At 74.3% G+C, this 26,553-nt stretch carries 25 protein-coding genes; 15 read left to right on the top strand and 10 right to left on the bottom strand.

From position 1 onward, the window contains the following. Positions 1–131: 131 nt before the first annotated feature. From ACZ60J_RS04815 to ACZ60J_RS04835, 5 genes are all read left to right on the top strand, one after another. Positions 132–1,166, top strand: a complete 1,035-nt coding sequence (locus tag ACZ60J_RS04815) for a cation diffusion facilitator family transporter (protein WP_469678960.1) — start codon at positions 132–134, stop codon at positions 1,164–1,166. Between the two features lie 84 nt (positions 1,167–1,250). Next, complete coding sequence (locus ACZ60J_RS04820) at positions 1,251–1,727, top strand: NUDIX hydrolase (protein WP_469678961.1); 477 nt, start codon at positions 1,251–1,253, stop codon at positions 1,725–1,727. A gap of 48 nt (positions 1,728–1,775) precedes the next feature. Beyond that, positions 1,776–3,032: a Tm-1-like ATP-binding domain-containing protein gene (locus ACZ60J_RS04825; RefSeq protein ID WP_469678962.1), complete on the top strand. Its 1,257-nt coding sequence runs from the start codon at positions 1,776–1,778 to the stop codon at positions 3,030–3,032. 112 nt (positions 3,033–3,144) lie between these two features. Next, on the top strand, positions 3,145–4,764 hold the full coding sequence (locus tag ACZ60J_RS04830) for a serine/threonine-protein kinase (RefSeq protein ID WP_469678963.1): 1,620 nt from the start codon (positions 3,145–3,147) through the stop codon (positions 4,762–4,764). Continuing rightward, a complete protein-coding gene (locus tag ACZ60J_RS04835; protein ID WP_469678964.1) occupies positions 4,761–5,438 on the top strand; it encodes a hypothetical protein in 678 nt (225 codons plus the stop codon). The genes ACZ60J_RS04830 and ACZ60J_RS04835 overlap by 4 nt, the downstream gene beginning before the upstream one ends. Here ACZ60J_RS04835 and ACZ60J_RS04840 read toward each other — a convergent pair. Together ACZ60J_RS04840 and ACZ60J_RS04845 are read right to left on the bottom strand one after the other, a co-directional pair. Next, positions 5,420–5,755 (bottom strand): DUF6191 domain-containing protein, encoded by a 336-nt coding sequence (locus ACZ60J_RS04840; protein WP_469678965.1) that lies wholly within the window; start codon positions 5,753–5,755, stop codon positions 5,420–5,422. The genes ACZ60J_RS04835 and ACZ60J_RS04840 overlap by 19 nt on opposite strands. Before the next feature lie 326 nt (positions 5,756–6,081). Then, positions 6,082–7,371: an ATP-binding protein gene (locus ACZ60J_RS04845; RefSeq protein ID WP_469678966.1), complete on the bottom strand. Its 1,290-nt coding sequence runs from the start codon at positions 7,369–7,371 to the stop codon at positions 6,082–6,084. Positions 7,372–7,565: 194 nt separating this feature from the next. Between ACZ60J_RS04845 and ACZ60J_RS04850 the strand changes: the two genes are divergently transcribed. Next, positions 7,566–9,047, top strand: coding sequence for a glycosyltransferase family 39 protein (locus ACZ60J_RS04850; RefSeq protein ID WP_469678967.1), 1,482 nt, complete (start codon positions 7,566–7,568; stop codon positions 9,045–9,047). A gap of 24 nt (positions 9,048–9,071) precedes the next feature. On the opposite strand, the gene ACZ60J_RS04855 is transcribed toward ACZ60J_RS04850, so the two are convergent. Continuing rightward, positions 9,072–10,160 (bottom strand): hypothetical protein, encoded by a 1,089-nt coding sequence (locus tag ACZ60J_RS04855; protein ID WP_469678968.1) that lies wholly within the window; start codon positions 10,158–10,160, stop codon positions 9,072–9,074. 238 nt (positions 10,161–10,398) lie between these two features. Here ACZ60J_RS04855 and ACZ60J_RS04860 point away from each other — a divergent pair, with 238 nt between their 5' ends. Next, positions 10,399–11,208 carry a trypsin-like serine peptidase gene (locus ACZ60J_RS04860; RefSeq protein WP_469678969.1) on the top strand — a complete coding sequence of 270 codons (810 nt, stop codon included), beginning with the start codon at positions 10,399–10,401 and terminating at the stop codon, positions 11,206–11,208. Here ACZ60J_RS04860 and ACZ60J_RS04865 read toward each other — a convergent pair. The 4 genes from ACZ60J_RS04865 to ACZ60J_RS04880 all read right to left on the bottom strand — a co-directional run bounded on the left by ACZ60J_RS04865 (position 11,181) and on the right by ACZ60J_RS04880 (position 15,162). After that, on the bottom strand, positions 11,181–11,672 hold the full coding sequence (locus ACZ60J_RS04865; protein WP_469678970.1) for an NUDIX hydrolase: 492 nt from the start codon (positions 11,670–11,672) through the stop codon (positions 11,181–11,183). The two genes, ACZ60J_RS04860 and ACZ60J_RS04865, sit on opposite strands and share 28 nt — an antisense overlap. A 9-nt stretch (positions 11,673–11,681) precedes the next feature. Further along, a complete protein-coding gene (gene lnt / locus ACZ60J_RS04870; protein WP_469678971.1) occupies positions 11,682–13,295 on the bottom strand; it encodes an apolipoprotein N-acyltransferase in 1,614 nt (537 codons plus the stop codon). A 40-nt stretch (positions 13,296–13,335) separates the two neighbouring features. Next, positions 13,336–13,851, bottom strand: a complete 516-nt coding sequence (locus ACZ60J_RS04875; protein ID WP_469678972.1) for a hypothetical protein — start codon at positions 13,849–13,851, stop codon at positions 13,336–13,338. Positions 13,852–13,965: 114 nt separating this feature from the next. Continuing rightward, positions 13,966–15,162 carry an FAD-dependent oxidoreductase gene (locus ACZ60J_RS04880; protein WP_469678973.1) on the bottom strand — a complete coding sequence of 399 codons (1,197 nt, stop codon included), beginning with the start codon at positions 15,160–15,162 and terminating at the stop codon, positions 13,966–13,968. Between the two features lie 89 nt (positions 15,163–15,251). Here ACZ60J_RS04880 and ACZ60J_RS04885 point away from each other — a divergent pair, with 89 nt between their 5' ends. Both ACZ60J_RS04885 and ACZ60J_RS04890 read left to right on the top strand, forming a co-directional pair. Next, positions 15,252–15,851, top strand: a complete 600-nt coding sequence (locus ACZ60J_RS04885) for a TetR/AcrR family transcriptional regulator (RefSeq protein ID WP_469678974.1) — start codon at positions 15,252–15,254, stop codon at positions 15,849–15,851. Next, positions 15,848–16,792: an ADP-ribosylglycohydrolase family protein gene (locus tag ACZ60J_RS04890; protein WP_469678975.1), complete on the top strand. Its 945-nt coding sequence runs from the start codon at positions 15,848–15,850 to the stop codon at positions 16,790–16,792. Before ACZ60J_RS04885 ends, ACZ60J_RS04890 begins: the two co-directional genes overlap by 4 nt. Before the next feature lie 114 nt (positions 16,793–16,906). Here the strand turns inward: ACZ60J_RS04890 and ACZ60J_RS04895 are convergent, their stop codons facing one another. After that, positions 16,907–17,725 (bottom strand): glutamate racemase, encoded by an 819-nt coding sequence (locus tag ACZ60J_RS04895; protein ID WP_469678976.1) that lies wholly within the window; start codon positions 17,723–17,725, stop codon positions 16,907–16,909. Positions 17,726–18,050: 325 nt separating this feature from the next. On the opposite strand from ACZ60J_RS04895, the gene ACZ60J_RS04900 reads away from it, so the two are divergent. From ACZ60J_RS04900 to ACZ60J_RS04920, 5 genes are all read left to right on the top strand, one after another. Beyond that, positions 18,051–19,322, top strand: a complete 1,272-nt coding sequence (locus ACZ60J_RS04900; protein ID WP_469678977.1) for a glycosyltransferase — start codon at positions 18,051–18,053, stop codon at positions 19,320–19,322. 257 nt (positions 19,323–19,579) lie between these two features. Further along, positions 19,580–20,173: a DUF6643 family protein gene (locus tag ACZ60J_RS04905; RefSeq protein WP_469678978.1), complete on the top strand. Its 594-nt coding sequence runs from the start codon at positions 19,580–19,582 to the stop codon at positions 20,171–20,173. Between the two features lie 72 nt (positions 20,174–20,245). Continuing rightward, positions 20,246–21,070, top strand: coding sequence for an MOSC domain-containing protein (locus tag ACZ60J_RS04910; protein WP_469678979.1), 825 nt, complete (start codon positions 20,246–20,248; stop codon positions 21,068–21,070). Between the two features lie 268 nt (positions 21,071–21,338). After that, positions 21,339–21,950, top strand: coding sequence for an Rv1733c family protein (locus tag ACZ60J_RS04915; RefSeq protein ID WP_469678980.1), 612 nt, complete (start codon positions 21,339–21,341; stop codon positions 21,948–21,950). A 105-nt stretch (positions 21,951–22,055) separates the two neighbouring features. Further along, a complete protein-coding gene (locus ACZ60J_RS04920) occupies positions 22,056–24,545 on the top strand; it encodes a right-handed parallel beta-helix repeat-containing protein (RefSeq protein WP_469678981.1) in 2,490 nt (829 codons plus the stop codon). A 10-nt stretch (positions 24,546–24,555) separates the two neighbouring features. Here the strand turns inward: ACZ60J_RS04920 and ACZ60J_RS04925 are convergent, their stop codons facing one another. Then, positions 24,556–25,068 (bottom strand): GNAT family N-acetyltransferase, encoded by a 513-nt coding sequence (locus tag ACZ60J_RS04925; RefSeq protein WP_469678982.1) that lies wholly within the window; start codon positions 25,066–25,068, stop codon positions 24,556–24,558. Between the two features lie 114 nt (positions 25,069–25,182). On the opposite strand from ACZ60J_RS04925, the gene ACZ60J_RS04930 reads away from it, so the two are divergent. Continuing rightward, positions 25,183–25,674: an SRPBCC family protein gene (locus ACZ60J_RS04930; protein WP_469678983.1), complete on the top strand. Its 492-nt coding sequence runs from the start codon at positions 25,183–25,185 to the stop codon at positions 25,672–25,674. Positions 25,675–25,867: 193 nt separating this feature from the next. On the opposite strand, the gene ACZ60J_RS04935 is transcribed toward ACZ60J_RS04930, so the two are convergent. Further along, positions 25,868–26,512: a hypothetical protein gene (locus ACZ60J_RS04935; protein WP_469678984.1), complete on the bottom strand. Its 645-nt coding sequence runs from the start codon at positions 26,510–26,512 to the stop codon at positions 25,868–25,870. Positions 26,513–26,553 lie beyond the last annotated feature (41 nt).

Raw genomic sequence — 26,553 nt, forward strand, 5'->3', positions numbered from 1 at the left:
GGAAGGCGTTATGGGTAATGACAACGGTCCCCGTTGCAGCCTTTGCCCATCCTCCCGAGGTGCGCTTCACTTCAGGCGAAGCGGAACGCGCGAGCGATTCGCCACGACCGCCACGACCCACGGGGGACACCATGAGCGCGCACGACCACGCGCCCCACGACCACGACACCGTCGGTCACGAAGGCCACGCGGGCCACGGCCACGCGGGGCACAGCCACGGGGTCGCCGCCGACGCGGACCGGCGCTGGCTCGGCATCGCCCTCGGCCTGATCACGGGCTTCATGGCCATCGAGGTGGTCATCGGCGTCCTGGCGCACTCCCTGGCCCTGATCTCCGACGCCGCGCACATGCTGACGGACGCCGTCTCGATCGTCCTCGCGCTGATCGCGATGCGGCTGGCGGCCAGGCCGGCGCGCGGTGGTTTCACGTACGGCCTCAAGCGCGCGGAGATACTCTCCGCGCAGGCCAACGGCCTCACGCTGCTGCTGCTGGCGGTCTGGCTGGCGTACGAGGCCGTACGGCGGCTGCTGGATCCGCCGCCCGTGGAGGGCGGGCTGGTGCTGGTGACGGCGCTGGCGGGCATCGTCGTCAACATCGCGGCGGCCTGGTGCATTTCGAAGGCGAACCGCACCTCCCTGGCCGTCGAGGGCGCCTACCAGCACATCCTCAACGACCTGTTCGCCTTCATCGGCACCGCCGTCGCCGGTCTCATCGTGCTCACCACCGGCTTCCGGCAGGCCGACTCGATCGCCTCGCTCGTCGTGGTCGTCCTGATGGTCAAGGCGGGCTACGGGCTGGTCCGCGAGTCCGGCCGGATCCTGCTGGAGGCCGCCCCGGCCCACGTGGACCCGGACACGGTCGGCGACCGGCTGGTCGGGCAGCCGCCGGTCACGGAGGTCCACGACCTGCACATCTGGACCATCACCTCCGGTCAGGCCGCGCTGTCCGCGCACGTGCTGGTGGCCCCGGAGGGCGACTGCCACGCCGTGCGCCGGGACCTGGAGGCCCTGCTCGCGAAGGAGTACGGGATCACGCACACCACCCTCCAGGTGGACCACGCCCAGGACGCCCTCCTCACGGTCGGCCGCCCCGGTGAGGAGCAGGCCGACACGCACTGCGCGGACGCCCACGGCCCGGTCCACCGCCAGGGCCCGCACGACCACTGAGCCCCCGGCCCGGGCCGGGGGCTCCGATTCCCGGCCCCGGGGCTGTACTGCCTGAGCCGCGCCGGGACGGGGTAGGGATGGGCCATGACCGCGAAGCGCAGCGCCGGACTGCTCCTGTTCCGCCGGCACCCCGGAGCCGGGGTGGAGATCCTGCTCGGCCACATGGGCGGCCCGCTCTGGGAGCGCCGTGACGCGGGTGCCTGGTCGATCCCGAAGGGCGAGTACGGACCCGAGGAGACCCCGCGCGACGCCGCCCGCCGGGAGTTCACCGAGGAGGTCGGCCTGCCCCCGCCGGAGGGTCCGTACCTGCCGCTGGGCGAAGTGCGGATGATCGGCGGGAAGCTCGTGACCATCTGGGCGGTGCGCGCGGAGCTGGATCCGGCCCTCGCGGTGCCCGGCACCTTCACCATGGAGTGGCCGCCGAAGTCGGGTCGGACGCAGGAGTTCCCCGAGCTGGACCGGGTTGAGTGGTTCGCTCCCGAGGTGGCCAGAACCAAGCTGGTGGTGTCTCAGATCCCGTTCCTGGAAAGGCTGTTGGACCTCCTGGCGAACGAGGGTTGACCCGACCTTTACTTGCCAACAAACCCCACCTGCGTGGACATTGCACGTATGACGAACGTCGTGCTGGTGGGAACCCTGGACACCAAGGGTGTGGAGTACGGCTGGTTGCGCGAGAGGCTGCTGCGCACCGGCGTCGAAGTGATCACGGTCGACACAGGAATCATGAACGAGCCCCGGGTGCCCGCCGACGTACCGCGTGAAGCGGTGGCGCGGGCCGCGGGAACGGAACTGTCCGAACTGCGCGCGGCCGCCGACCGGGGTGCGGCCGTGACCACGATGGCCCGGGGCGCGGAAGCGACCCTCTTACGCCTGCACGCCGAGGGCCGGCTGCACGGAGTCCTCGCGATCGGGGGCAGCGGCGGGACCTCCATCGCCACTCGGGCGATGCGCGCCCTGCCGCTCGGCGTTCCGAAGGTGATGGTCTCCTCCATGGCGTCCGGGGACGTGGCCCCGTACGTCGGATCGGCGGACATCACGATGATGTACAGCGTGGTGGACATCGCGGGGATCAACAGCATCTCGGCGCCGGTCCTGGCCAATGCCGTCGCGGCGGTGACGGGGATGGCCGAGTCCTTCGCGCGCTCGGCCACGCAGTCGCGCCGGCCGGCCCTGCTTGGCTCGGGGCCCCGGCCGCTGATCGCGGCGAGCATGGCGGGGGTGACCACGACCGGCGTGGACGCCGCCCGGGAACGGCTGACCGAGCTGGGCTACGAGGTCCTGGTCTTCCACGTCAGCGGCACCGGCGGCCGGACCCTGGAGACCCTGGCCGGCCAGGGCATCTTCGCGGGTGTCCTCGACCTCACCCTCAGCGAGCTCGCCGACGACCTGTGCGGGGGCATCCTCACCGCCGGGCCCGACCGTCTCAGCGCCGCCGGGCGGGCCGGGATCCCGCAGGTGGTGAGCCTGGGGGCGCTGGACATGGTGAAGTTCGGCCCGATGGAGAGCCTGCCCGAACGGGTCAGGTACCGCCGGGTCCGCATCCACAACCCCTCGATCACGGTGATCCGTACGACGGCGGCCGAGTGCGCCGAACTCGGCCGCCGGGTCGCTGCCAAACTCCGTGCGGCCACCGGCCCCACGGCCGTCTGCGTACCCCTGCGCGGACTGTCCACGCTCGGCGCCCCCGGCGGGCCCTACCACGACCCCGAAGCCGACGGGGCGCTGTTCTCGGCACTGCGCGACGGGCTGCGGGGCAGCGCCGCCCGGATCCACGACTACGACACGCACATCAACGATCCGGAGTTCGGACGGGCGGCGGCCGACCGGCTGCACTCCATGATCGGGGCGCGGGCCGCGGCCGCCTGACGCCCGGCCCCTGGACAGGGAACCGGCCGTGGCGGAAATGTGTCCCAGGTGATGGCCGGTCCATGGAACGACCGGCTCCGGGGCGCGGTCACGCCACGGCAAGGGGGAAGGCATGAACGGCGTGTGGTCGGTTCCCGGTTACTCGGAGGTCCGCGAGCTCGGTTCGGGTGCCAGCGGCCGCGTGGTCCTCGCGGTCCACGAGGGCACCGGCACGGCCGTCGCGGTGAAGTACCTGAACGACCGGATGCTCGAGAACCCGGTCTTCGTCCGGGAGTTCCGGGCCGAGGCCCAGCTGCTCGGCGCCCTGCGCTCCCCCTACGTGGTCGGGCTGTACGAGTACGTCGAGGCGCCCGGCGGCGCCGCGATCGTCATGGAGCTCGTCGACGGCATCCCGCTGAACGCCCTGCTGAAGCAGTGCGGACGGACCGGACCGGAAGCGGCGCTGGTGCTGCTCAAGGGCTCCCTGCTGGGGCTGGCCGACGCCCACCGGGCCGGTGTGGTCCACCGGGACTACAAGCCGGCGAACGTCCTGGTCGCGGCCAACGGGACCTCCAAGCTGGTGGACTTCGGGATCGCGACCCCCCTGGGCACGACGCCCGGGGCGGCGGGCACCCCCGCGTACATGGCCCCGGAGCAGTGGCAGGGCCGGCCGGCGTCGCCCGAGGCCGACGTGTACGCGGCGACGGCGACCTTCTTCGAGTGCCTGACCGGCCGCAAGCCCTACGACGGGCAGAACTTCGCGGAGCTCGCGGTCCAGCACATCGAGGCTCCGGTCCCGGAGACCGAGGCGCCCGAGCCGGTGCGCCCGCTGATCCGGCGGGGACTGGCGAAGGCCCCCGAGCAACGGCCCGGGGACGCCGATGCGTTCGTCGCGGAACTGGAGGCGGTGGCCCTGGCGGCGTACGGGCCCCAGTGGGAGGAACGCGGACAGCGCAAGCTGGCCGCGCTGGCGGCCCTGCTGCCGCTGCTGTTCCCCTCGGCGGGCGCCCCGGCGCAGGGCGCCACCGCTCTGGCCACCACGGTCCTGCCGCCGCCTCCCCCGGGCTGGTCCCCGGGCGGGCGCGGGCTGCTCGCGGCGGGAGCGGCGCTCGCGCTCGGGCTGGTGGCCGTGCTCGGCTACCAGGCCGTGGGCTCCGAGCCGGGCGGCGCGCTGGCGCTCAACGCCTTCGCGACGTCGAGCGCCTCGGCGCCGGGCCCGGCCACGAAGACGCCCGGCCCGAGCCCGTCCGTCCGGGCGACGGCGACCCCGACGGCCACGCCCACGCCGTCCGCATCGCCGTCGGCGACGCCGAGCTACATGATGCCCACGCCCACTCCCACGCCGACACCGAAGCCGAGCTGGACGGTGACCAGGCCGCCGACCCCGTCCGCGACCCCCACACCGACGCCCTCCCCGTCCCCGAAGGTCAAGATCTCCGCGGTGAACGTCACCTCCTTCCGGCAGACGGCCCCGGGCACCACCGAGGCGTCCTTCTCCGTCGACAGCGACGGCGCGGGCCCGTACACCCTGGTCGTCGAGTGGTTCACCGGCGACGACAAGGGCGCCCTGACCGTCCCCGACGGGAGCCAGAGCTTCGAGTTCGCGGCCGGGAGCCCCGGGACGAAGACCGTCACGCACACCTTCGGCCAGGGCGGCGGCTGCTACTGGAGCGTCCGCGCCACCACCAAGCCGGCCGCCGCCAACCAGAGTTCCGTCCAGAGCGTCTACATCCGGGGGTGCAAGCCGGCATGAGCGATCCCCACGCCCCGCAGGGCGACGACGACTACAGCGCCACCGTGCTCGGCAGCCACTGGATCACGGGACCGCCCGAGAGGACGGAGCGGACCGCGCGGCTCGGTCCCGTCGGCGGCACCGACGGGACCGGCCCGACCGCCCGGTTCGACGTACCGGTCGGGGCCGTGCCGGACCGGGTCGAGGGTTCGGTCCTGCGCTTCGGGCCCGGGGTGACGGCCGCACTGCCCGCGCCGTTCCCGCTGTTCCCCGTCGCCGCTCCCCGCCGGCGCGGCGAGTGGCGGCGCTACACCCTGGCCGCCGTGGTCCTGATCGGGGTCCTGTGCTACCTGGGCTGGCAGCGCTACGGTCCGGCCCTGGAGGTCCGGGACCTGACGGTGTCCACGGACGCGGCCGGCGCCGGGGGGCCCGGCTGCGACGGGACCGCCGACGTGGTGGCCGTCGTAGGGACCAACGGGCGGCCGGGGGTCCTGACGTACCGCTGGCTGCGCAGTGACGGCACGCGCTCGGAGCAGCTCAGCGAGCGGGTGCCGAGCGGCCGCAAGGAGGCCCGGCTGCACCTGCTGTGGACCTTCCAGGGCGCGGGCACCTATCCCGCGAAGGCCGAACTGGAGCTCGTCTCCCCCGTACGCCGGACGGCCACGGCGGAGTTCACCTACCGCTGCCGCCCGTAGATCCCCTCAGCGGCCGGCAGCCGGATCACCGCGAGCCCGCCGTCGAGGTCCACGCGGGAGCGGGGCGGGGCGCCGTCCTCCTCGTCGTCGCGCAGGACCAGCGCGCTCTGCCGCTCCTTGAGCTCGTTCTGCTTGCCGGGCGAGAAGCTCGCGTGCAGCTGCTCGAAGCCCGTCGAGGACACCTGCCCCTTGCGGCCGTTCCGGCGCCAGGGCAGCAGTCCGGCGCGGCCCGCACGCTCCAGCGCGAGGTCGAGGAAGGCGATGGCCGTGAGCAGCAGCGCCAGCCCCGGGAGGGTCATGAAGACGACGAAGGCCATGACCCGACCCTAGCCCCGGTCCTCCTTTCGGCCAACGGCCCCGTCCCGCCGAACGGTCCTTCCGGCCGGGGCGATCGGGGCCGTGCGGCCGAGGCGCCGCCACCCCCGCCCCTGGTTGACTCGAATGTGTTGGCGAGGGCATCAGGGATGCGGCCCTCACCGCACCGATGCAGCCACGTTCCAGCCGGCGATACACCCCAAAGGAACGTGGCCGTCCCGCACGGATGCCAAGTCCGCGCGGGAGGCCCGCAGCCGCTTTGGGGAGTGGCTGCGGGCCAATTCGCCTTCCCGTCCGTGGCGGGCAGGCGGCTCGTGCCGCTCCTGTGTCAGAAGCGGGCGTGCGCGGTGATGTCCGCGGCGAACTCTCCCGTCATCGCCGGGGTCACGGTCGGCCGGCACTGCGCCACCGCCGCCAGGTAGTCCTCCGTGCTCGCGCCCAGCTGGGCCGCCGCCGCGCCGCGCGCGCCCACCGCCTCCAGGTCCCGCTCGAAGGACACCTGCGCCGCGATCCGCGCCGCGTGCTCGATGTCGGCAGGGGTGAACAGCTCGCTCGCCGCCACCAGCGCCGCCACGTCCACATCGGGGCGGCCCGCCGTGTACCGGGCCCAGATCGCGGCGCGGGCGCCCTGGTCCGGGGTGCCGATCGGGATCAGGTAGTCGAAGCGGCCGGGGCGCAGGAAGGCCGGGTCGAGGGAGCGGATGGAGTTGGTCGCGCAGACCAGCAGCCGTTCGTCGCCCTCGCGGAAGCCGGGTATCAGCTTGAGCAGCTCGTTGGTCACGCCGTGGATCCCGCCGGGCTGGGCGGGCTCGGTGCGTACGGGCGCGATCTCCTCGACCTCGTCGATGAAGACGAGCACCCGTTCCAGTTCGGCGATCCGGGCGAACGCGTCGCGCAGCGCGGTCGCGAGGTTGCCCTCGTCGGCGAGGCGGGAGGGCAGCAGTTCCACGAAGGGCCAGCCGAGCCGGGAGGCGATGGCCCGGGCGAAGGTGGTCTTCCCGGTGCCGGGCGGGCCGAAGAGGGTGATGGCGCGCGGCGGCCGCACCCCGTGTGCGGCGGCCCGCTCGGGCTCGGCGAGCGGCAGCACCACGCGCCGCTCGATGAGGTCCTTCTCGGTCTCCATGCCGGCGACCTTGGCCCACAGGTCGCTCGGCAGGAAGCGGCCGCCGAGGTCGTCCAGGAGACCGGCGGCGGGACCGTGCAGCGGCTCGGTCTTCTCGAAGTAGGCGACGGCGGGCTGGCGGGTGTAGCCGGCGTTGAGCAGTCCCTCTCCGAGCAGGTCCTCCTCGGGCAGGACGTAGGCGATGCGCCCGACGTGGGCGGCGATCAGCCGTCGCTCCAGCTCCACGAGCAGTGCGCTGGCCAGGCCGCGGCCGCGCCAGCCGGCGGCGATGGCGATGCGCATGACCCAGGCGCGTTCGCCGGTGACGCTGGCGAGGGCGGCGCCGATGGGGACGCCCTGGTGGACGGCGACCACGCAGGGCTGCCGGTCGGTGAGGGCGCCGATGCATTCGGCGAGTGAGAAGACCGACTCCTGGCCGAGTTCGGCCGTGGTGTCGATCAGATGGACAACGGCCGCGAGATCGCTCTCGCGGTAGTCGTGGATCAGCCAGTTCACCGGGTACCGCCCCTCGTTCGTGCTCCTGCGTGCCTGCCGGGTGCCTGTGGCGCACCGTGCTGCCGCGAGGCTAGGGGCGAGCGGCCCGCTTGATCACGCTCCGTCGTGCACAACAGCCGGTCCGGGAACCCTCCGTATCGTCCATAGACTGGTGCCTTCCGCCCGAACAGCCGCCCGAGGATTCGCACGCTTTCATGAGTTCCCACATATCCACCGGTATCCGACGGCCGTACCTCGTGTGGCTGGTGCCGGTCCTCTGGACCCTGTCGTTCGGGTTGTGGGGGCTCTCCCGGCAGCACAGCGTGTGGCGGGACGAGGCCGCGACCTGGCAGGTGGCGGAGCGCTCCCCCGGTGAGATCTGGCACCTGCTCGGCAACGTGGACGCCGTCCACGGCCTGTACTACCTGCTGATGCACCTGCTCTTCGAGGTGTTCGGGGCGAGCACGACCACCCTGCGCCTGCCCTCGGTGCTGGGCGTTGCGGTCGCCGCCGGATGTGTGGCGCTGATCGGGCGCCGGCTGGCGGGCCCGTGGGCGGGGCTGGGCGGCGGGCTGGCCCTCGGGCTGCTGCCGGCCGTGCAGTTCCAGCTCCAGGAGGGCCGGTCGTACGCGCTGATCGCGGGCGGGGCCGGACTGTCGACCGTGCTGCTCGTCTCGCTGATCGCGGGCACCGGGACTCCCGGGCGGCGGGCCGGGCCGCGCTGGACGGCGTACGGGGCTCTCGTGCTGGTCTGCGCCCTGCTGAACTGGTTCTCCCTGCTGATCCTGCCCGCCCATGCGGTGACCCTGGGGTGGGCGCGCGCCCGGCGCGGTGTCGTGGTGCCCTGGCTGTTCGCCTCGGCGGCGGCCGTGGCGGGGGCGCTGCCGTTGATCCTGTTCAGCCGGACCCAGTCCGGGCAGGTCTCCTGGATACCGCCGCTGACCTGGCACATGCTGATCGGCCCGGGCGTCCTGCTGGCGGTGGGCGCGCTGGGTGCGTGGGCGGACCGCGCGGGCGGTCTGCGCACCGGCCTGCCGGCCCGGCTGACGGCGGCCTCGGTCGGACTGCCGCTGCTGGCGGTGCCCCTGCTGGGGCTGGCCGCCGCCTCCCTGGTCCAGCCGCTGTTCCTGGACCGGTACGTGCTGTTCTCCATGCTGGGGCTCGCCCTGCTGATCGGCGCGGCGCTGGGCGCGGCCGTACGGGCCCTCGCGCCCCGGTACCCGAGGGCGTCGGGGGCACTCGTGCCCGTGGTGGTCGCGGCCTCGGCGGTGGCCCTGCTGCCCGTGGCCCTGGCCGACAGGTCTCCGGCCAGCCGGGTGGACGACGTCCTGGCGGTGGCCGGCGAGGTGGCCGCGCTGAAGCGGGACGGCGACGCGGTGCTGTTCGTCCCGGCGGCCCGGCGGGACACGGCCCTGGTCTCGCCCGGGGCGTTCGCCGGCCTGAAGGACATCGCGCTCTCCCGGGGCCCCGCGGAGTCGGGGACCTTGAAGGGCGAGGAGGCCGACCCGGCACGGATCTCGGCGGCCCTGCGCCGGCAGCGGCGGGTCCTCCTGGTGTCGGACTCGGGGAAGGGGGCCAAGGCCCCGAGCTCCGCGGCGGACCGGGCCAAAGCGGCGGTCCTGCGGGCGGAGTTCACCGTGGTGGAGGACCGGCAGGTCCGCGGCCGCCGGGTGACGGTGTACGAGCGGCGCGGCTGAGCCGGACGGCCCGCCCGGCCCCGGCTATCCGTCCGCCGGCTTGCGGTCCACCGGGGTGGGGACCTCGACGGGGCCGCCGCCCCGGCGGCGGGGTCCGGACCACGGTGCGGGCACCGCGTCGATGCGGTAGGCGAGGGCGTAGGCCACGGCCTCGTAGTTGACGCGCCAGCCGCGGAAGTGCGGCCAGGCCTGCTCCGGGTCGCGCGCCATGACCACCCCGCGCTCGCGCATCCGTACGACGCCCTCGAGGAACTCCTCGTAGGTCAGCTCGATGGGGTCCTCGGGCAGCGGATCGGGGTCGTAGGCGATGCCCTCCTCGTGGGCGAGGTCGCGCAGGCAGTTGAAGCCCGCGCGCAGGGTCACGCGCATCTGGGTCTGCGGCGCGCCGGGGTTGAAGGCCAGGTGGAGCGCGGCGGCGTCCAGCACGGCGAGGAGGCTGACCAGCCAGTTCCGCTCCCAGCTCGGTGAGCGGAAGTGGATCAGCCCGGGGTGGTTGGTGTGGCTCTCGCTGACTTCCGCGGACCAGCGCTCCCAGTCCCGGAACAGGTCGGGCAGGGTGTCCACCAGGTCGACCTGGGCGTGGCGGGCCAGCAGCTGCGGCCCCCAGGACGGTACGCCGCCGCGGATGCGCAGCAGGCTGACCTCGGCTTCGCGGCGGGCGTAGGCGGCGTAGAGGGTCGGGAGGTAGCCGATCTGGAGGCCGATGACGATGGGGCCGGTGGCCGCGGCACAGAAGTCCACGGCGGTCAGCTGGCCGCGGTCGACGCTGGCGAAGCCGAGGGTGAGGACGGAGGAGCCGGCCTCGCGCAGGGCGACGGTGAGCGGCATGCCGGAGACGCCGTGTTCCAGGAGCCCGTAGCCGAGGAGGAACAGCAGCAGCCAGATCACCAGCAGGAACAGCATCGCGACCGGTGCGGCGGGGGCCAGGACGCGGTCCTTGAGCCGTTCGGTGGGCATCCGGTCGGCGACGAGCTGGTACGGGGCGCGGATCAGGACGCGCACGATCCGCGGCAGCTTGGAGCGCATGGCCCGCGGCGTCACCAGGGCTTGGGTGACCGACACGAAGGTGCCGAGGACCACGAGGAACCCGACGGCCGAGCTGAGTACCCGCACGCTGCGCCCTCCGCCTCGGGGGGCCTGCTTCCGCCGGCTGCCCCATGTCCCCGACTACCTCACATCCCTGCGCCCGCGGCCAACCGGCGGGGGCCATCCGGTCGGCGGGCCCGCCTCCTTGCATGCCTCCCCGCCCTTCGCTGCGCCTTCCGCCCCGGCGTCCTCGGCTCGCCGATTCACAGCGGATTCATACGGATTCCCCGGCTCCGGCCACAGGTTCGCGCGTGAGGCTCGGAACATGATCCAGTGCCTCCCCTCCCGACCGGACCGCCGCTCCCGCGCCCGTGCCCGTGGCCGGCGCGCTGCACGGATCCTGCTCGCCCTGGCCGCCATGACGGCCCTGCTCAGCGTCGACGTCCCCGACGCCTCGGCCGAACCGCCGCTCGGCGTCACGGTCACGGCCCCGGCCGACGCCACGGCAGGCCGGGTCGGTGCGCTCTTCGCGGACGGCCTCGACGGCGGCCACTTCTGCACGGCGTCCGTGGTGCGCAGCCAGGACCGGGACGTGATCGTCACCGCCGCGCACTGCCTGGGCAGCCCGGACACCACGTACTTCGCCCCGGGCTACCGCGACGGCGAGGCCCCGTACGGTCTGTGGAAGCTGACCGGCACGTACGTGGCTCCGGGCTGGACGGACGGCGAGGACCCCGACGAGGACATCGCCTTCGCGACGGTGACCCCGGCGGACGGCGGGCAGGCGGCCAGCGGGGAGGCGGCCGACCGGCGGATCGAGGACGTGGTCGGGGGCTTCCCCGTGGCCGCCCAGCAGCCCGCCGACGCCACGGTCTCCGTCGTGGGCTACCCGAGCGGCGACGAGTCCCCGCTGTACTGCGCCAACGCGACGACCCTGTTCTCCGAGACCCAGCGCCGCATCGAGTGCCCGGACCTCAGCGGCGGCACCAGCGGCAGCCCCTGGCTCGTCGGCGGCGCCCTGGCGGGCGTCCTCGGGGGTTACGAGGGCGGCGGGACCGTGCCGGAGGTCTCGTACAGTGCGGTCATGGGCGACCAGGCGGTGGAGCTCTACCGCGAGGCGTCCGACAACGGCTGAGCGAACCAGGTCGGCTCGTCCTTGAGCGCCTGGTGGATCCGGTCCACCGCGAAGGACTCCAGCGGCTCCGGCAGCGCGTCCGGTTCGAACCAGGCCACCTCCAGCGACTCGTTGTCGTTGACCCGCGCCCGCCCGCCCGTGGCCCGGCAGCGGAAGGTGATGTCCTGGAACTGGCAGACGTCCCCGTTCGGGTAGGTGATCGGCGGGAGCATCTGCACCAGCACCACCCGCTCGGGTACGCACTGCACCCCCGTCTCCTCGTACACCTCGCGCACCGCCGTGTCGGCCGGCTGCTCCCCGGGCTCCGCGATCCCGCCGACCACCGACCAGCGGCCGGTGTCGGCGCGCCGGCCCAGCAGGACCCGCCCCAGGTCGTCGACGACGACGGCGGTCACCCCGGGCAGCAGCAGCAACTGGTGCCCGGCGGTGGCGCGCAGGGTGCGGATGAAGTCAGGTGTGGTCATGCCCCGACCCTACGAGGCCCTGCGCATCCGGCGTGCGAACGACCAGCCGAGTCCGGCCGCGGCCACGGCCACGGCCAGCAGGAGGTACTCGGCGAGCGGGCCGAAGCGGGTGGCCGGGGTCTGCGTGGAGCGCAGCGGGATCTCCGCGACCAGGGCGTCGGCCGTGAACATCTTCGTCTGCTGCACGATCCTGCCGTCGGGACGGATCACGGCGCTGACCCCGCTGGTGACCGGCACCAGGACCGTCCGGCTGTGCTCCACGGCCCGCACCCGGTCCATGGCGAGCTGCTGGTAGGTCATCTCGGTGCGGCCGAAGGTGGCGTTGTTGCTGGGCACGGCGATGACCTGGGCTCCGGCCCGGACGGTGGAGCGGACCGCGTCGTCGAAGGCGGCCTCGTAGCAGGTGACCATGCCGACCCCGCTGCCCGCCATGTCGAAGACCCCGGGCTCCTTGCCGGGGCCGAAGTCGCGCCGCACCCGGTCCACGTCGGAGGAGAAGAGCCGGACGAAGGAGCGCATCGGGATGCGCTCGCCGAAGGGCTGGATCTTGCGCTTGTCGTAGGTGTCGACGGGGCCCTTGACCGGGTCCCACAGGATCATCGTGTTGCGCAGCGGGCCGGTCTCCGGTGCCAGCACGGAGCCGATGGCGACGGGCACCCCGATGGTCTTCACCGCGTTGTCGATGACGGCGTACGCGTCGGGCTCGGCGTACGGGTCGATGTCGGAGGAGTTCTCCGGCCAGACGACGAAGTCCGGTTTCGCGACCTTGCCGAGCTTGATGTCCTCGGCGAGCTGGATGGTGCGGTTGGCGTGGTTGTCCAGGACCTGGCGGCGCTGGGCGTTGAAGTCGAATCCGGCGCGCGGGACGTTGCCCTGGATGACGGCGGCCGTCACCGTGCCGTCCTCGGCGGCGTCCGAGACGAGCGGCCGGGCGGCCAGCGCCCCGGCGAGCGGGGCGGCGACGGCGGTGGCGGCGAGCAGGGCGGCGGTGGCCCGGCGGGTGTCGGCGCCGACGCGCACCACCTCGTACAGCCCGAATCCGCACAGGGCCACGGCGAAGGAGAGCAGCGGGGTGCCGCCGAGGGCGGCCAGCGGCAGGAAGACCCCGTCGGGCTGGCCGAAGGCGAGCTTGCCCCAGGAGAAACCGCCGAAGGGGGCCCGGGCGCGCAGCGCCTCGCCGGAGATCCAGACGGCGGCGCCCCACAGCGGCCAGCCGGGGAGCCGGCTGACGAGGGCGATGCCGAGGGTGGTGAGGCCGATCAGCAGGGATTCGAGGGTGACGAGCGCCAGCCACGGGACCGGGCCGACGCCCTCGCCGGTCCAGACGAGCAGCGGCAGCAGGAAGCCGAGGCCGTGGAGCACGCCGAGGCCGAAGCCGGCCCGCGCGCGGCGCCCGTACAGGCACCAGCCGAGCAGGGCGAGGGCGAAGGGGGCCAGCCACCACAGGGGGCGGGGCGGGAAGCTGAGGTAGAGGAGCAGTCCGGAGAGGACGGCGCAGGCGGGCCGTGCGAGCCGGCCGGTCCACCGCCGCACGGGCGACCCCGCCACGGGCTCCGGCACCGGCACCTGCCCTTGGTCGTTCCCGGCATCTTTCCCGGCCGCGCGGGTCGCACTGCTGCTCATCTGGCGGAGTGTACGTCCCCACGCTGTGCAGGTGGCGGAGTCAGTGGGCCAGGGCACGCAGATGGGTGCGGATCACACGGACCGCGTTCTCCGCGTCGTCGACCGTGACGGTGAACAGCTTGCCGTCGCCGAGCCGGAGCTCCAGGCCCTCGCCGCGGCGGACGATGACGGCGGTCCCGCGCTCGGGCCGCCAGCGGTAGCCCCAGCCGCCCCACTGCTGCGGGGTGATCCGGGGCACGTACTCGGCGGCCTCCACCTCCGTGAGCCGGATCCTGCGGCGCGGCAGCCCGATGTGCCCGCAGCGGACCTCGACGGCCTCGGCGTCGACGGTGACGGCGGCGTGCACGAAGGCGAGGGTGCCGAAGAGGATGAGCAGGCCCGCGGCGAGACAGCCGACCACCGCCATGAGCAGCGCGACGATACCGGCGTCCCAGGCGTAGTCGACGGCGATCTCGATCCCGAGCGCCAGGAAGGCCGCACCGGCACCGGCGAGCAGCCACTGCACACGGTTGGAGGCCCGGCCCGTCCAGAGCGGCCCCGGTGGGTGACCCGTCATGTGTAGCAGCGTACTCACGTTCCGCAGGGCTGCCACCGACCTCGTGACGCGAAGGGCGCGTGCCGGGACCGCCCGGCCGGGGCGGGCTCACCGGGGTGGGCTAACGGGGGTGGGCTAAGCGGGCAGCAGGCCGACGAGTGCGTCGCGCAGGCCCGGTCGGCGGACGGTCATGAAGCGGTGCAGGGTTCGGGAGCCGAAGGCCATCCGCTGGGCACTGCGGCGGCGCTCGCCGTCGTACGCGCGCAGGGCGGCGGGCAGGCCACCGGGGCCGTGGGCGGCGACGGCCCGGGTGAGGGCCTCCGCGTCGAGCAGCGCGGTGCAGGCGCCCTGGCCGAGGTTCGGGGTCATAGCGTGGGCCGCGTCACCGACGAGCGCGACCGGTCCGGGCCCGCCCGTGCGGGTGAAGGAGGGCAGCGCCGGGTGGAGGTGGCGCATCCGGTAGCGGATCCAGGTCTGCGGGTCGGTGTCGGCGAGCACCCGCGGGATCGGGTCGTGCCAGTCGGCGAAGGCGGCCCGCAGTTCCTCGGCCGTGGTGGCCTCGGGAACGGTGGCGTACCAGTTGGTGCGCCCGGGTTCGACCGGGGTCATCCCGAAAAAGCGCCCCCGGCCCCAGGTCTCGCCGTAGACGCCGGTCTCGAAACCGGCGGTGCCGATCCACGCCGTGGTGCCGAGCTCCCGCGGCCGGCTCCCGCCCACGAAGCGGGCGGCGCGGACGGCGCTGTTGATCCCGTCGGCGCCGACGAGGAGGTCGGCGCCGGTGAAGGGGTCGGCGCCGGTGAGGAGGTCGGCGCCCGTGGGCCGGTCCGTGCCGGTGAGGCGCCCGGCGCCCGTGAGGCGGTCCGTGCCCGTGAGGCGGTCCGTGCCCCGCGCGGCCGCGGGCCCGTAGGCCCGGCCGTACGCGATCTCCGTGCCGCCGAGCCGGATCAGCTCGGCGTGCAGCGCGTCCATCAAGTAGGGCCGTGAGATGAGGAGTTCGGGGCGACCCGCCTTGCGTTCGATCCGCTCCAGCGGGAGCGCGGCCAACACCCGGCCGTCGGGGCGCCGGATCTGCGCGGAGCGGTACGGGACCGCGCTCGCCCGGAGCGCGTCACCCAGGCCGAGCCGGTCGAGGGCCGTCTGGGCCGTGGGGTGGATGCCGAAGGCGGTTCCGTACCGGTCCGGCTCGGCCCGGCGCTCCAGGACGGCCACCTCCCACCCGGCCCGCCGCAGGCCGATGGCGGTGGCCAGACCGCCGACCCCGGCACCGACGACCACGGCGGAGCCCTTCTCCGCGACCTTGCCCCTGCCCCTGCGCTCCGCGCGCACGCCCATGGCGCACCCCCCGTTCGAACCGCTCCCACCGAACCACCACATCTGTGGTGCCCCAGTTGTGGTACCACGGTTGTGGTTAAGCTGACAAGGTGAACCAGGACCGAAGGGACCGGCTGCGCGACGCGGCCATCGCGGTGCTCTCCGAGGCGGGCGGGCGGGGCCTGACGCACCGGGCCGTCGACGCGGCGGCCGCCGTGCCGCTCGGCACCACCAAGAACTACTTCCCGACCCGCGAGGAACTGCTGCGCGCGGTCGCCGAGCGCTGCCTGGAGCAGTACCGGGAACTCGCCGCCCGACTCGCCGGGCCCGGGCCCGGTCCCCGCGACCGGGCCGGAGCGGCCGCGCTGCTCGCCGGACTGCTCCGCGATACGGCCGGAGCCGGCCGGCCGCGCGTCGTGGCGTACATGGAGCTCCAGGCGGAGGCCACCCGTCGGCCGTGGCTGGCCGCACTGCTGGACCCGATCGCGGCGGCGGACTTCGCGGCGTTCGGACAGCTGCTGGCCGCCGCCGGACTGCCGGCCGGTCCGGAGCAGGCCCGCGCGCTGACCCTCGCCCTGCACGGAGCCGTACTCCACCTCCTGACGGGAGCCCCGGCCACCCTGGCCGCGGCCGGGCTGGACGACCTGGACGCCTTCGCACGCGGTCTGCTGGACCGCGCAGGCCCGGCAGCCGAGGAGGAGGGTCGGTGACCGACCGGATCGACCGTGCCGTCGGCGCCGTGCTCGGATCCGCGGCCGGGGACGCGCTCGGCGCTCCCTACGAGTTCGGGCCGTCCGGGCAACTGGGTGCCCGCGGCGAGGAGATGCGCGGGGGCGGGGGCTGGGATCCCGGCGAGGCCACCGACGACACGCAGATGGCACTGCTGGTCGGCGCATCCCTGCTGGAGTGCGACGGACTGGAACTCCCCGACGTCTTCGACCGGTTCCGGCGCTGGGCGGCCGCGGACCCCAAGGACATCGGACTCCAGACGGAGATCGTCCTGACCAGCGGCGACCCGTGGGACATGGCCGCCGCCCTGCACTTACAGGCCAACGCGCGTGCGGCGGGCAACGGTTCCCTGATGCGCGCCTCGACCTCCGCGGTGTACTTCGCCCCCGCCGGGCGGGACGCGACCATGGACGCCGCCCGGCGGATCGCGGCGCTCACCCACGGGGACCGCGCCGCCTGGGAAGGGACGGCCGTCCTGCACGAACTCGTACGCGTGGCCCTGGACGGCGGCGACCCGATCGGCGCGCTGCCCGCGACCCTGGAGCAGGTGCACCCCGACCACCGCGAGCGGTACGCCCGGGTCCTGGCTCCGGACTGGCATCCGGACCTGGCCACCGAGTTCAACGGGGCGGTGTGGCCCTGCCTGGGCTCGGCGGTGTGGGCGCTGCGCACCACGACGGGCTTCGCGCAGGCCGTACGGGCCGCCGTCGACCTGGGCGGCGACACCGACACGGTGGCGGCGGTGACCGGCACCCTGGCCGGGGCCCGGTACGGGGCGGCGGCGGTCCCGGAGTCCTGGACGGCTCCGCTGCACGTACCCCTGCCGGGCTTCGGAGACCAGGTGCTGGACGCCGCCGGGCTACGGGAACTGGCCCGGCGCCTCGCGACGGCCGGGGCGGCCTCCGCCGCCCGGGGGGCGTAGGTACCGCACGGCGGGCGCGGAACCGTCGGGCTCCCGTGCCGCGCGACCGGCCCAGGCCGTCCCTTTCGGACCTTGCCGGGCCCGCGGCGCCCGGCACCGCGCCCTCGGGGCGGGTCAGCCCTGGAGGGATCCCCCGACCGTTTCCCCCACACCGGCGCTCCGCCCGGCCAGCAGGCGGCCTTCGGTGTACCCGAGGGCGGCCGCGGGGAGCGTGCCGGGGCGGCCGCTGAGCAGGACGGTCAGACCGCCGGTGTAGGGCAGGCCGGGCTCCGGGCGGGCGCCGAGGCGGCGCAGGGCCTGGACGGCGACGGGCTCGGCGGAGCCGTGGAAGACGTACGCGCCACCGCCGGTGCGCCGGTCGAGCGCGGCCCGGATGGCGGTCTCGACCAGCTCGTAGTGGGTGCAGCCGAGCACCACGTCGGTGACGTCGGCCGGGGTCAGCGCGGCGGCCGCCGCGACGGTCCGTACGACGGCGGCCTCGTCGCCGGATTCGACGGCGTCGGCCAGCCCCGGGCAGGGCACCTCGGTGACGCGCGCCCCGTCGGCGAAGTCGCGGATCAGGCCGCGCTGGTAGGGGCTGCCGGTGGTGGCGGGGGTGGCCCAGATGGCCACGCGCCCTCCGGCGGCCGCGGCGGGCTTGATCGCCGGTACGGTCCCGATGACCGGGATCGACGGCTCCAGCTCGGCGCGCAGGGCGGGCAGGGCGTGCACGGAAGCGGTGTTGCAGGCGACGATCAGCGCGTCCGGCCGGTGCTCGGCGGCGGCCCGCGCCACGGTGAGGGCCCGCCCGGTGAGGTCCTCCGGAGTCCTCGGCCCCCAGGGCATCCCGTCGGGGTCGCTGGACAGCACCAGCTCCGCGTCCGGCCGCAGCCGCCGCAGCGCGGCGGCTGCGGCGAGGAGGCCGATACCGGAGTCCATGAGGGCGATCTTCACTTGGTCACCTTAATCGATCCCCCCACCTCACCCGGGGCAACGCCCCCGGCCGACCCCCCACCCGACGTCGCCCGCACCCCGGGCGCCCGCACTCCCTGCCGGGGGCCCAGTGCCCCCACACCCGCGCCCCGATCCAGCACGCGGAACCCGTAACCCTGTCCGGATCCGGCGCACCGCACCCACGCACCGCCCCGATCCGGACCGAGCGACCCGTGCCCCCCGTCCCCACCCCGGACCACCGAGCCCGTATCCCCGTCCCGATCCGGACCGCCGAACCCCGGTGTCCCGGCACCTCCCGCGGTGCCGCTCCCGGCAGACTGCCGGGATGGGTTACCTCCTCGTCGCCGCGTGCGCCTCGCTCGCCGTCTGGCTCTGGCTCACCCTCGGCCAAGGCATGTTCTGGCGGACCGATGCGCGCCTGCCCTCCCGGCACGCCCCCGCCCGCTGGCCGTCCGTCGCGATCGTGGTCCCGGCCAGGGACGAGGCCGAGGTGCTGCCGCACAGCCTGCCCTCGCTCCTCGGGCAGGACTATCCCGGCGAGGCCGAGGTCATCCTGGTCGACGACGGCAGTTCGGACGGCACGGCCGGCCTCGCCCGGCGGCTCGCCGACGCGCACCCCGGCGGGCTGCCCCTGACGGTCCTCTCCCCCGGCGAGCCCGGCGCGGGCTGGACCGGCAAGCTCTGGGCGCTGCGCCACGGCATCGCCCACGCCCGCTCCGGCACGGGCGCCACCCCGAACTCCGGTCCGGATGCCGGTCCGGACTCGGGTCCAGGTGCCGGTCCGAACTCCGGTCCGGATGCCCGCCCGGGTTCCGGCCCGGGCCCCGCCCCCGACTACCTCCTCCTCACCGACGCCGACATCGCCCACGCACCCGACAGCCTGCGCGAGCTGGTCTGCGCCGCGACGACGGCCGACCTCGACCTGGTCTCCCAGATGGCCCGGCTGCGTGCCGTCAGCGTCTGGGAGCGGCTGATCGTTCCGGCCTTCGTGTACTTCTTCGCGCAGCTCTACCCCTTCCGCTGGATCAACCGCCCCGCCGCCCGCACCGCGGCCGCCGCAGGCGGGTGCGTCCTGCTGCGCACCGAGGCGGCCGTGCGGGCCGGGGTCCCGGAGTCGATCCGGCAGGCCGTCATCGACGACGTCTCCCTCGCCCGTGCCGTCCAGCGCACCGGCGGCCGGATCTGGCTCGGCCTCGCGGAGCGGGTGGACAGCGTGCGCCCGTACAGCTCCCTCGCGGACCTGTGGCGGATGGTCTCGCGCAGCGCCTACGCGCAATTGCGCCATCACCCCGCCCTGCTGGCCGGGACGGTGGCCGGGCTGGTCCTGGTGTACCTCGTGCCGCCGGCCGCGCTCCTCGCGGGCCTCGCCGCCGGTCGGCCGGCCGTCGCCTGGGCGGGTGGCCTGGCCTGGCTGTTGATGGCCGGCACGTACCTGCCGATGCTGCGCTACTACCGCCAGCCGGCGGCCCTCGCACCGCTGCTCCCGCTGACCGCGCTGCTCTACCTCCTGATGACCGTCGACTCGGCCGTGCAGCACTACCGCGGGCGCGGAGCGGCATGGAAGGGCCGTACCTATGCCCGCCCCGGCGACGCCTGAAACCGGACTCCGCCCTTCACCTTCACGTCGTCCGAGGTCACGGGGTTGTGACTCCTCGTCAGCGCGAGGCCGGCGCCACATTCGTGCAACACCCAACCGGTGAGTACGAGTAGGAGCAAGACGGGGCGGAAGTGGCCAAAACGTGCACGTGAACGTCAAGTGAAAGCTGTGGCCCTGACCTGCGAATATGCAGGTCAGGGCGGTGTTGACGGAACCTCGCTCTGGACCCGGTGAAGTCGTGGGCTTAACTTAGGTCCATGACCTCCCCCCGCTCCACTTATGGCGGCGGTTACTACTCCGCGCCCTCCTTCCCGGACACCCCTATCTACGACTCCCTCGTCGCCGAACGCGGCACCCCGCAGATCGCTCCGATCCGCGTCCCCGCCGCGTACGACTCGCCGAGCGCCGGCTACTCGAGCGGTGGGTACCTCCCGGCCCTCGCGTCCGCGCTGCCCGCCCTGCCGGCAGCTCTGCCGCCCGCCCGCCCGCAACAACAACCGGCCCCGGCGTACGGGTACCCGTACCAGCAGCAGGCCGCGCCCCAGCAGGCGCCGCACATGCAGCAGATGCAGCAGATGGCCCCGATGCCGCAGCCCGCGTCGATGCCGATGCCGCTCCAACAGGCGCCGGTGCCGTACGTTCCGCAGCAGCCGCAGGCGTTCGCGGCCCGCACGGGCTACGTTCCGCAGCCCCAGCCGCAGCAGCCCCGCCCGGTCGCCGCGGGCACCGGGTACGAGGCGATGCGTCCGGCGGCGCCGCGTCCGATGCAGGCGCAGCCCGCGCCCGTCCCGGCCGCCTCGTTCGAGGACCCGTACGGACGTCCGTACCAGCCGCAGGGACGCGGTTACTGACCGCCGCCGCCGGCCGGCCCTCTTCCACGAGGTCGCCGCGGAGTCCGTGAGGACGGCTGGCAGTATTTCCCCATGGTGAATCTGCGTGTCCAGGCGCTCCACGTCCATCCCGTCAAATCGGTGGCGGGGACGGCACCCGACGAGGTGGCCGTGGAGCCCTGGGGTCTGTCCGGCGACCGCAGGTGGGCGGTGGTGGACGGGGAGGGCACGGTCATCACCCAACGCCAGCAGCCGAGGCTGGCCTTGGCACGGGCCCGTCCGCTGGGGGGCGGCGGGTTCGAGGTCTCGGCGCCGGGCATGCCGGATCTGACGGTGGAGGTCCCCGAGCGGGGTCCGCTGGAGCCGGTGATGCTCTTCGGCAAGAAGATCGAGACCGCGCCGGCGGCACACACCGCGGCCGACTGGTTCACCGCGTACCTGGGCGTACCGGCACACCTGGTGCACCTGGACGACCCGGCCGTACGCCGCCCGGTCGATCCCGCGTACGCGCTGCCCGGTGAGACAGTGAGCCTCGCGGACGGCTATCCGCTGCTGATCACCACCCTCGCCTCGCTGGACGCGCTCAACGCGCTGATCGCCCGGGGATCCCATCCCGGCGAGGGCCCCCTCCCGATGAACCGGTTCCGCCCGAACGTGGTGGTGTCCGGAGCGGAGGCGTGGGCCGAGGACGGCTGGGAGCGCGTCGCGATCGGCGACGCCGTCTTCCGCGGGGCGCGCGAGTGCGGACGCTGTGTCGTGACGACCACCGACCAGACGACGGCGATCCGCGGCAAGGAGCCGCTCCAGACCCTGGCCAGACACCGGCGGATCGGGAAGTCGCTGGCCTTCGGCCGGCTGCTGGTACCGGTGCGGCTGGGGACGCTGCGGATCGGCGACGAGGTGCGCGTCCTGGCGTGAGGACGCCCACGCGCGCCGGTGAGACCCCGTCCACCCGCCCGTGAGACCACGTCCACCCGCCGGTGAGACCACCCGGAATGACACCTTCGGGCGGCTCTCGCGTCCCCCTGGAACCAACCGCCACCGCCAGCCCGTTGGAACATTCGGGACGTGAGCACCGGATCGGGTGACACACGTCTCGCGCGTCCCGGAATGCGGGTGGCCGGGGCATGCGGGAGGCTGGGACGGCAGGCAGGCGCAGACTGGCACAAGTAGGGGGAGCCGGACCGTGCGGACAGCAATGGGAGTGTGGCGTTGGCGGCGCAATCCGCTGCGCCGCCAGACGGATCTATTCGAGGCCTGGGTGGCCTTCGCGGCGCTGCTGTGCGTCCTGTTGGTGGCTCCGGCCATCGGCTGGGCCGCCGGCGTGCGGGTGGACGGCACGCTGCAGCGGGCCGCGCGCGAACAGCGGGAGGAGCGCCATCTCGTACCGGCGGTGGTGGTCCGGCCGACCCCGGATCCGCTCCCCGGTGCGGCCACCGATCCGGCGGCGCAGCGCCAGACCCCGCAGCGTACGCAGATCGTCGCGTCGTGGACGGCGCCCGACGGCAGCAGCCACCAGGGGACGGTGCCGGCCGCGGAGGAACCGCCTCATCCGGGCGACCGGTTCCGGATATGGACCGATGTGCACGGCCGGCTCGTCGGACAGCCCCTCGATCCCTCCTCCGCCAGTTTCCACGCGGGCGTGGCGGGGCTCGCGGCGGCCCTGGGCATGGCCGCGCTCGTCGAGACGCTTCGCCGACTGGTCGTACGAAGGCTCATGCATCGGCGGTACATCAGGCTGGACCGTGCGTGGGCCGCGGCGGGACCGGACTGGGGCCGGGCGGGCGCGGGCAGCTGACCTGGCAACTCACCGGCCCCGCGCGCGCTACGGTGGAGCGCCGGGGCCACGGCTCCGGCCGGCAGGTGGACTTACGGAACACGAGGGTGGGGGTACGACAGCACCATGGCTCAGGGCACGGTCCAGGTGACGCACGACGGTTCCTCGCGGTGGCGTCGCCGCTCCGGTGATTACCCGACGCTGACCGCCGCGCTGGCCGTGGCGGGCGACGGCGACGTCCTGTCCATCGCGCCGGGCACGTACCGGGAGAACCTGGTGCTGCACCACGCCGTGACCCTGCGCGGTCCGGAGGGCTCGCTGGGGTCGGTGCGGATCGCACCGCTCGACGGGATCGCACTGACCGTGCGCGCCTCGGCCGTCCTCCAGGACCTCCACCTGGAGGGCCAGGACCCCACGGCGCCCGCGCTCCTCGTCGAGGACGGCTCCCCCGAGCTCACCGACCTGCGCGTGAGCACCCGGTCGGCGGCCGGCATCGAGGTCCGCGGCAGCGGTGCGCGGCCGCTGGTGCGGCGCTGCACGGTGGAGAATCCGGCCGGGATCGGGATCGCCGTACTGGACGGCGGCGGCGGGGTGTTCGCCGACTGCGAGGTGGTGGCCGCCGGCCAGACCGGGGTTTCCGTGCGCGGCGGTGGCCGCCCCCGGCTGGAGCGCTGCCGGATCCACCACGCCACGGGCGCCGGGATCGCCGTGACCGGGGACGGCTCGGGCCTGGAGGCGCTGGGCTGCGAGGTCTACGAGATCAAGGGCGCCGGCGTGCAGATCGCCGCCCGGGCCACGGCCGTGCTCACCGACTGCGCGGTCCACCGCACCTCGGCCGACGGGGTCACCCTCGACACGGACGCCGTGCTCACGCTCGCCGGCTGCGACATCCACGACATCCCCGAGAACGCGGTGGACCTGCGCTCCCGCTCGGTGCTCACGCTCAGCCGCACCACCGTCCGCCGTTTCGGCCGCAACGGCCTGTCCGTGTGGGATCCGGGCACCCGCGTCGTCGCCGACTCCTGCGAGATCCACGACAGCACCGGCGACTATCCGGCCGTCTGGATCAGCGACGGAGCCGGGGTCTCGCTGGACTCCTGCCGGGTGCACGACGTGCCGGACGCGCTGTTCGTCCTGGACCGCGGTTCGCGCGTGGACGTCGTGGACAGCGACATCTCCCAGGTGCGCAACACCGCCGTCTCGGTGAGCGACGGGGCGACGGCCCAGCTGGACGACTGCCGGATCCGGGAGGCGGCGACGGGGGCCTGGTTCCGTGACCACGGCAGCGGCGGCACCCTGGCCAACTGTTCCATCGACTCCGTCCAGACCGGCGTGATCGTCACCAAGGGCGCGGATCCCACGCTGGAGCGGTGCACGGTCACCTCCCCCGCCGAAGCCGGGTTCTACGTGTCCGCCGGCGGGCGCGGCACCTTCACGGCGTGCCGGGTCACGGGCAGCGCGGGCTTCGGTTTCCACGTCATCGACGGCTGCCGCACCTCCTTGCACCGCTGCCACACCGAGCGCTGTGCGCGCGGGGGCTACGAGTTCGCGGAGGACGGCCCGCTCGCCGAGGACTGCACGAGCGACGAGTCGGGACCGCGCCTCGCCGCCCGGTCCGCCTCCGGCGCCGGCGCGGGGTCCGGCGTGGGCGCCGGGTCCGGTACGGGGAGCGCGGCGGCCGGGGAGCGTACGGGGATCCGTACGGCGTCGGCGGCGCCGGGCCCCGCGGCGGTGGGCACGGCCGAGCGGGTGCCGGCCCAGCGGCCGGCCGACGAACCGGACTCCGGCCCTGCCGGGCAGTCCGAGGCCCGTGGTTCGGCCGAGGTGCTGGGGCACCTCGACGCGCTCGTGGGACTGGACAGCGTCAAGCGCGAGGTCCGGGCGCTCACCGACATGATCGAGGTGGGCCGGCGCCGGCAGCGGGCGGGCCTCAAGGCCGCCTCGGTCCGCCGCCACCTGGTCTTCACCGGATCCCCCGGTACCGGCAAGACCACCGTGGCCCGGTTGTACGGGGAGATCCTGGCCTCCCTCGGGGTGCTGGAGCGCGGCCACCTCGTGGAGGTGTCCCGGGTCGACCTGGTCGGCGAGCACATCGGGTCCACCGCGATCCGTACCCAGGAGGCCTTCGACCGGGCGCGCGGCGGGGTGCTGTTCATCGACGAGGCGTACGCGCTGGCGCCCGAGGACTCGGGCCGCGACTTCGGGCGCGAGGCGATCGACACGCTGGTGAAGCTGATGGAGGACCACCGGGACGCGGTGGTGGTGATCGTCGCCGGGTACACGGCGGAGATGGACCGGTTCCTCACGGTGAACCCGGGGGTGGCCTCCCGCTTCTCCCGCACCATCACCTTCGGGGACTACGGGCCCGACGAGCTGCTGCGGATCGTGGAACAGCAGGCCGAGGAGCACGAGTACCTGCTCGGCGAGAAGACCTCCGACGCCCTGCTGGCCTATTTCACCGACCTGCCCAAGGGGCCCGCCTTCGGCAACGGCCGCACCGCGCGCCAGACCTTCGAGTCGATGGTCGAGCGGCACGCGGGGCGGGTCGCGCAGCTGTCGGAGCCGAGCAAGGACGATCTCACCCTGCTCTACCCGGCGGACCTGCCCGAACTCTGACCGGCCGCCCTCACACGTCCCGGCGCATGCACACCCGGGGCCAGCGGTCGAGCCCGTGCACGGCCTCGCGGTCGCGGATGTCGCGCAGGCCGGGCCCGAGGCCGCTCTCGTCCAGGGTCCGGAATCCGCACCGGGCGTAGTAGGGCGCGTTCCACGGCACGTCGGTGAAGGTTGTGAGGGTCAGTGCGGCGGCGCCCTCCGCCCGGGCCCGCTCCGCGAGGTGTTCCAGCAGGGACCGTCCGATGCGGCGGTGGGCGCAGTGCGGATGCACCGACACCTGCTCGACGTGGAGGTTCCCGTCGACCCGGTCGGCGAGGAGGTAGCCCACCGGGGTGCCCGCCCCGGCGCCTTCGGCCGCGACCCAGGCCAGACCGGCCTCCCGGTAGCCGAGGAGTTCCTCCAGCGGGAGCGGCTCGTCGTCGGCGATCTCCGGCATGCCGATGGCCCGGAAGCATTCACCGGAGGCCCGCTCGATGTCCTGCAGGAGGGACAGCTCGTCGGTGTGTGCTGCTCTGATAAGCATGTACGGCATTGTCCCCCGCCGGCCGGCCCCACGGCGGACAACTGACGGACCGACAGCTAAGGTGACAGCCCGCCGGATGCCACCGTCCGTCCGCCGAACCGAGGGAGTGCCGCCATGGCCCGCCGACTCCGCCCCGTAGGACTGGATTTCATCGAGGTCGCCCCCACCCGCCTGGTCTTCGCCGGCCGGGCCACGGCCGCTCCCGAGGACGTGTACCGGGCGCTGGCCGAGGAGGTCGAGGGCTGGCCGAGCTGGTTCCGGGCCGTCACCCTGGCCCGTCCCACGCACGGCGGCGCCGGGCGCGAGGTCAAACTGGCCGGCGGGATCCGCTTCCAGGAAACGATCATGGCCGCGGATCCGGAGCGGCGCTACGCGTACCGGGTCGACACGACCAACGCCCCCGGCATAGGGGCCCTGCTGGAGGAGTGGCTCCTCACCCCCTCCGGCTCCGGCACCCACGTCCAGTGGACCTTCGCCGCGGACGGCCCGCCCGCCGTACGCTTCGCCCTCACCGCGGCCCGGCCGGGACTCGGCCACTCGTTCCGCTCGGCGGTCCGCACACTGGACCGGCGCCTGGCCGAGCGGCGCGGCGGGGCGTCTCGGTAGGAGGCACCCGGCCGGAGGTCCGTTCAGCAGGTCCCGCCAACAGGTGCCGTCAGGAGGTCCCGTCAGGGCGGATGCCGACGATCTGGTCGACGCCCCGGTGCCGTTCGGCCAGGTCACCGTACGCCGGTCCGTGCCGACACCGGGCCCCTCGCGGACGTTGCGGTGCCCGCTTTCCGCCACGGCCCGTCAGCGTTCAGACCGCGGGGTGTCGCACCGCCAGGTCGCCGTAGCCGCCCGCCGACCAGACGCGGATCCGGAACTCCTGCAGGGTCAGGGCCCGTTCGCCGGCGAAGTGGACCGTGCCGCAGCGGCCGCAGTACCAGGCCTCCGCCCAGACCCGGTCGGCGGCCACCCGGCCCGGTTCGGTCCGGCGGCGCCAGGACCGTACGGCCCGGCCCGAAAGGGCCAGCAGGAGCGGGCCCGCGATCAGCGCGGCCGCCGAGATCCAGCCCAGGTAGGTAGTGGGGTCCTCGACGCCGAAGGGAAGTTCGCCGTCGCCGCCGTAGAACCGCGGGAATCCGTCGCCCTCGAACCAGTTCCCCGCGATCCCGCCCCAGACGAACGCGCCGATCGCCACCAGGACGGACAGCACGCCCAGGCAGCCCGCGGTGCTGTCGTCCGGCTCGTCCGGGGCGATCGCGAGGGCCTTGGCCAGTGCCGAGTTCTCCTCGCGGGTCGTGACGCCCTCCTCCCCGCCCCTGCTCTCGATGCTCAGCTTGGCCTTGGCCCGCAGGTACGCGGCGGACACGCCGAGCACCCGGTCCTCCCGGCCGCACCGGGGGCAGGTCAACGTCCCTGCGCCGCCCGCGTCTTCGCCGCTTCCCGCGTTCTCCGCCATCGCTCCCCGCCCCGCACTGCCCGCCCCTGGCCCGAATGCAG

The sequence above is a fragment of the Streptomyces sp. NPDC104226 genome (genome assembly GCF_055584085.1).

Bases quoted from the DNA above. Each gene is read 5' to 3' on its own strand.
- ACZ60J_RS04865 (WP_469678970.1), bottom strand. From the start codon at position 11,672: ATGACCACACCTGACTTCATCCGCACCCTGCGCGCCACCGCCGGGCAC.
- ACZ60J_RS04840 (WP_469678965.1), bottom strand. From the start codon at position 5,755: ATGGCCTTCGTCGTCTTCATGACCCTCCCGGGGCTGGCGCTGCTGCTC.
- ACZ60J_RS04835 (WP_469678964.1), top strand. From the start codon at position 4,761: ATGAGCGATCCCCACGCCCCGCAGGGCGACGACGACTACAGCGCCACC.
- ACZ60J_RS04875 (WP_469678972.1), bottom strand. From the start codon at position 13,851: ATGACGGGTCACCCACCGGGGCCGCTCTGGACGGGCCGGGCCTCCAAC.
- ACZ60J_RS04825 (WP_469678962.1), top strand. From the start codon at position 1,776: ATGACGAACGTCGTGCTGGTGGGAACCCTGGACACCAAGGGTGTGGAG.
- ACZ60J_RS04920 (WP_469678981.1), top strand. From the start codon at position 22,056: ATGGCTCAGGGCACGGTCCAGGTGACGCACGACGGTTCCTCGCGGTGG.
- ACZ60J_RS04925 (WP_469678982.1), bottom strand. From the start codon at position 25,068: ATGCTTATCAGAGCAGCACACACCGACGAGCTGTCCCTCCTGCAGGAC.
- ACZ60J_RS04900 (WP_469678977.1), top strand. From the start codon at position 18,051: ATGGGTTACCTCCTCGTCGCCGCGTGCGCCTCGCTCGCCGTCTGGCTC.
- ACZ60J_RS04830 (WP_469678963.1), top strand. From the start codon at position 3,145: ATGAACGGCGTGTGGTCGGTTCCCGGTTACTCGGAGGTCCGCGAGCTC.
- ACZ60J_RS04880 (WP_469678973.1), bottom strand. From the start codon at position 15,162: ATGGGCGTGCGCGCGGAGCGCAGGGGCAGGGGCAAGGTCGCGGAGAAG.
- ACZ60J_RS04850 (WP_469678967.1), top strand. From the start codon at position 7,566: ATGAGTTCCCACATATCCACCGGTATCCGACGGCCGTACCTCGTGTGG.
- ACZ60J_RS04820 (WP_469678961.1), top strand. From the start codon at position 1,251: ATGACCGCGAAGCGCAGCGCCGGACTGCTCCTGTTCCGCCGGCACCCC.
- ACZ60J_RS04905 (WP_469678978.1), top strand. From the start codon at position 19,580: ATGACCTCCCCCCGCTCCACTTATGGCGGCGGTTACTACTCCGCGCCC.
- ACZ60J_RS04910 (WP_469678979.1), top strand. From the start codon at position 20,246: ATGGTGAATCTGCGTGTCCAGGCGCTCCACGTCCATCCCGTCAAATCG.
- ACZ60J_RS04930 (WP_469678983.1), top strand. From the start codon at position 25,183: ATGGCCCGCCGACTCCGCCCCGTAGGACTGGATTTCATCGAGGTCGCC.
- ACZ60J_RS04860 (WP_469678969.1), top strand. From the start codon at position 10,399: ATGATCCAGTGCCTCCCCTCCCGACCGGACCGCCGCTCCCGCGCCCGT.
- lnt (WP_469678971.1), bottom strand. From the start codon at position 13,295: ATGAGCAGCAGTGCGACCCGCGCGGCCGGGAAAGATGCCGGGAACGAC.
- ACZ60J_RS04815 (WP_469678960.1), top strand. From the start codon at position 132: ATGAGCGCGCACGACCACGCGCCCCACGACCACGACACCGTCGGTCAC.
- ACZ60J_RS04935 (WP_469678984.1), bottom strand. From the start codon at position 26,512: ATGGCGGAGAACGCGGGAAGCGGCGAAGACGCGGGCGGCGCAGGGACG.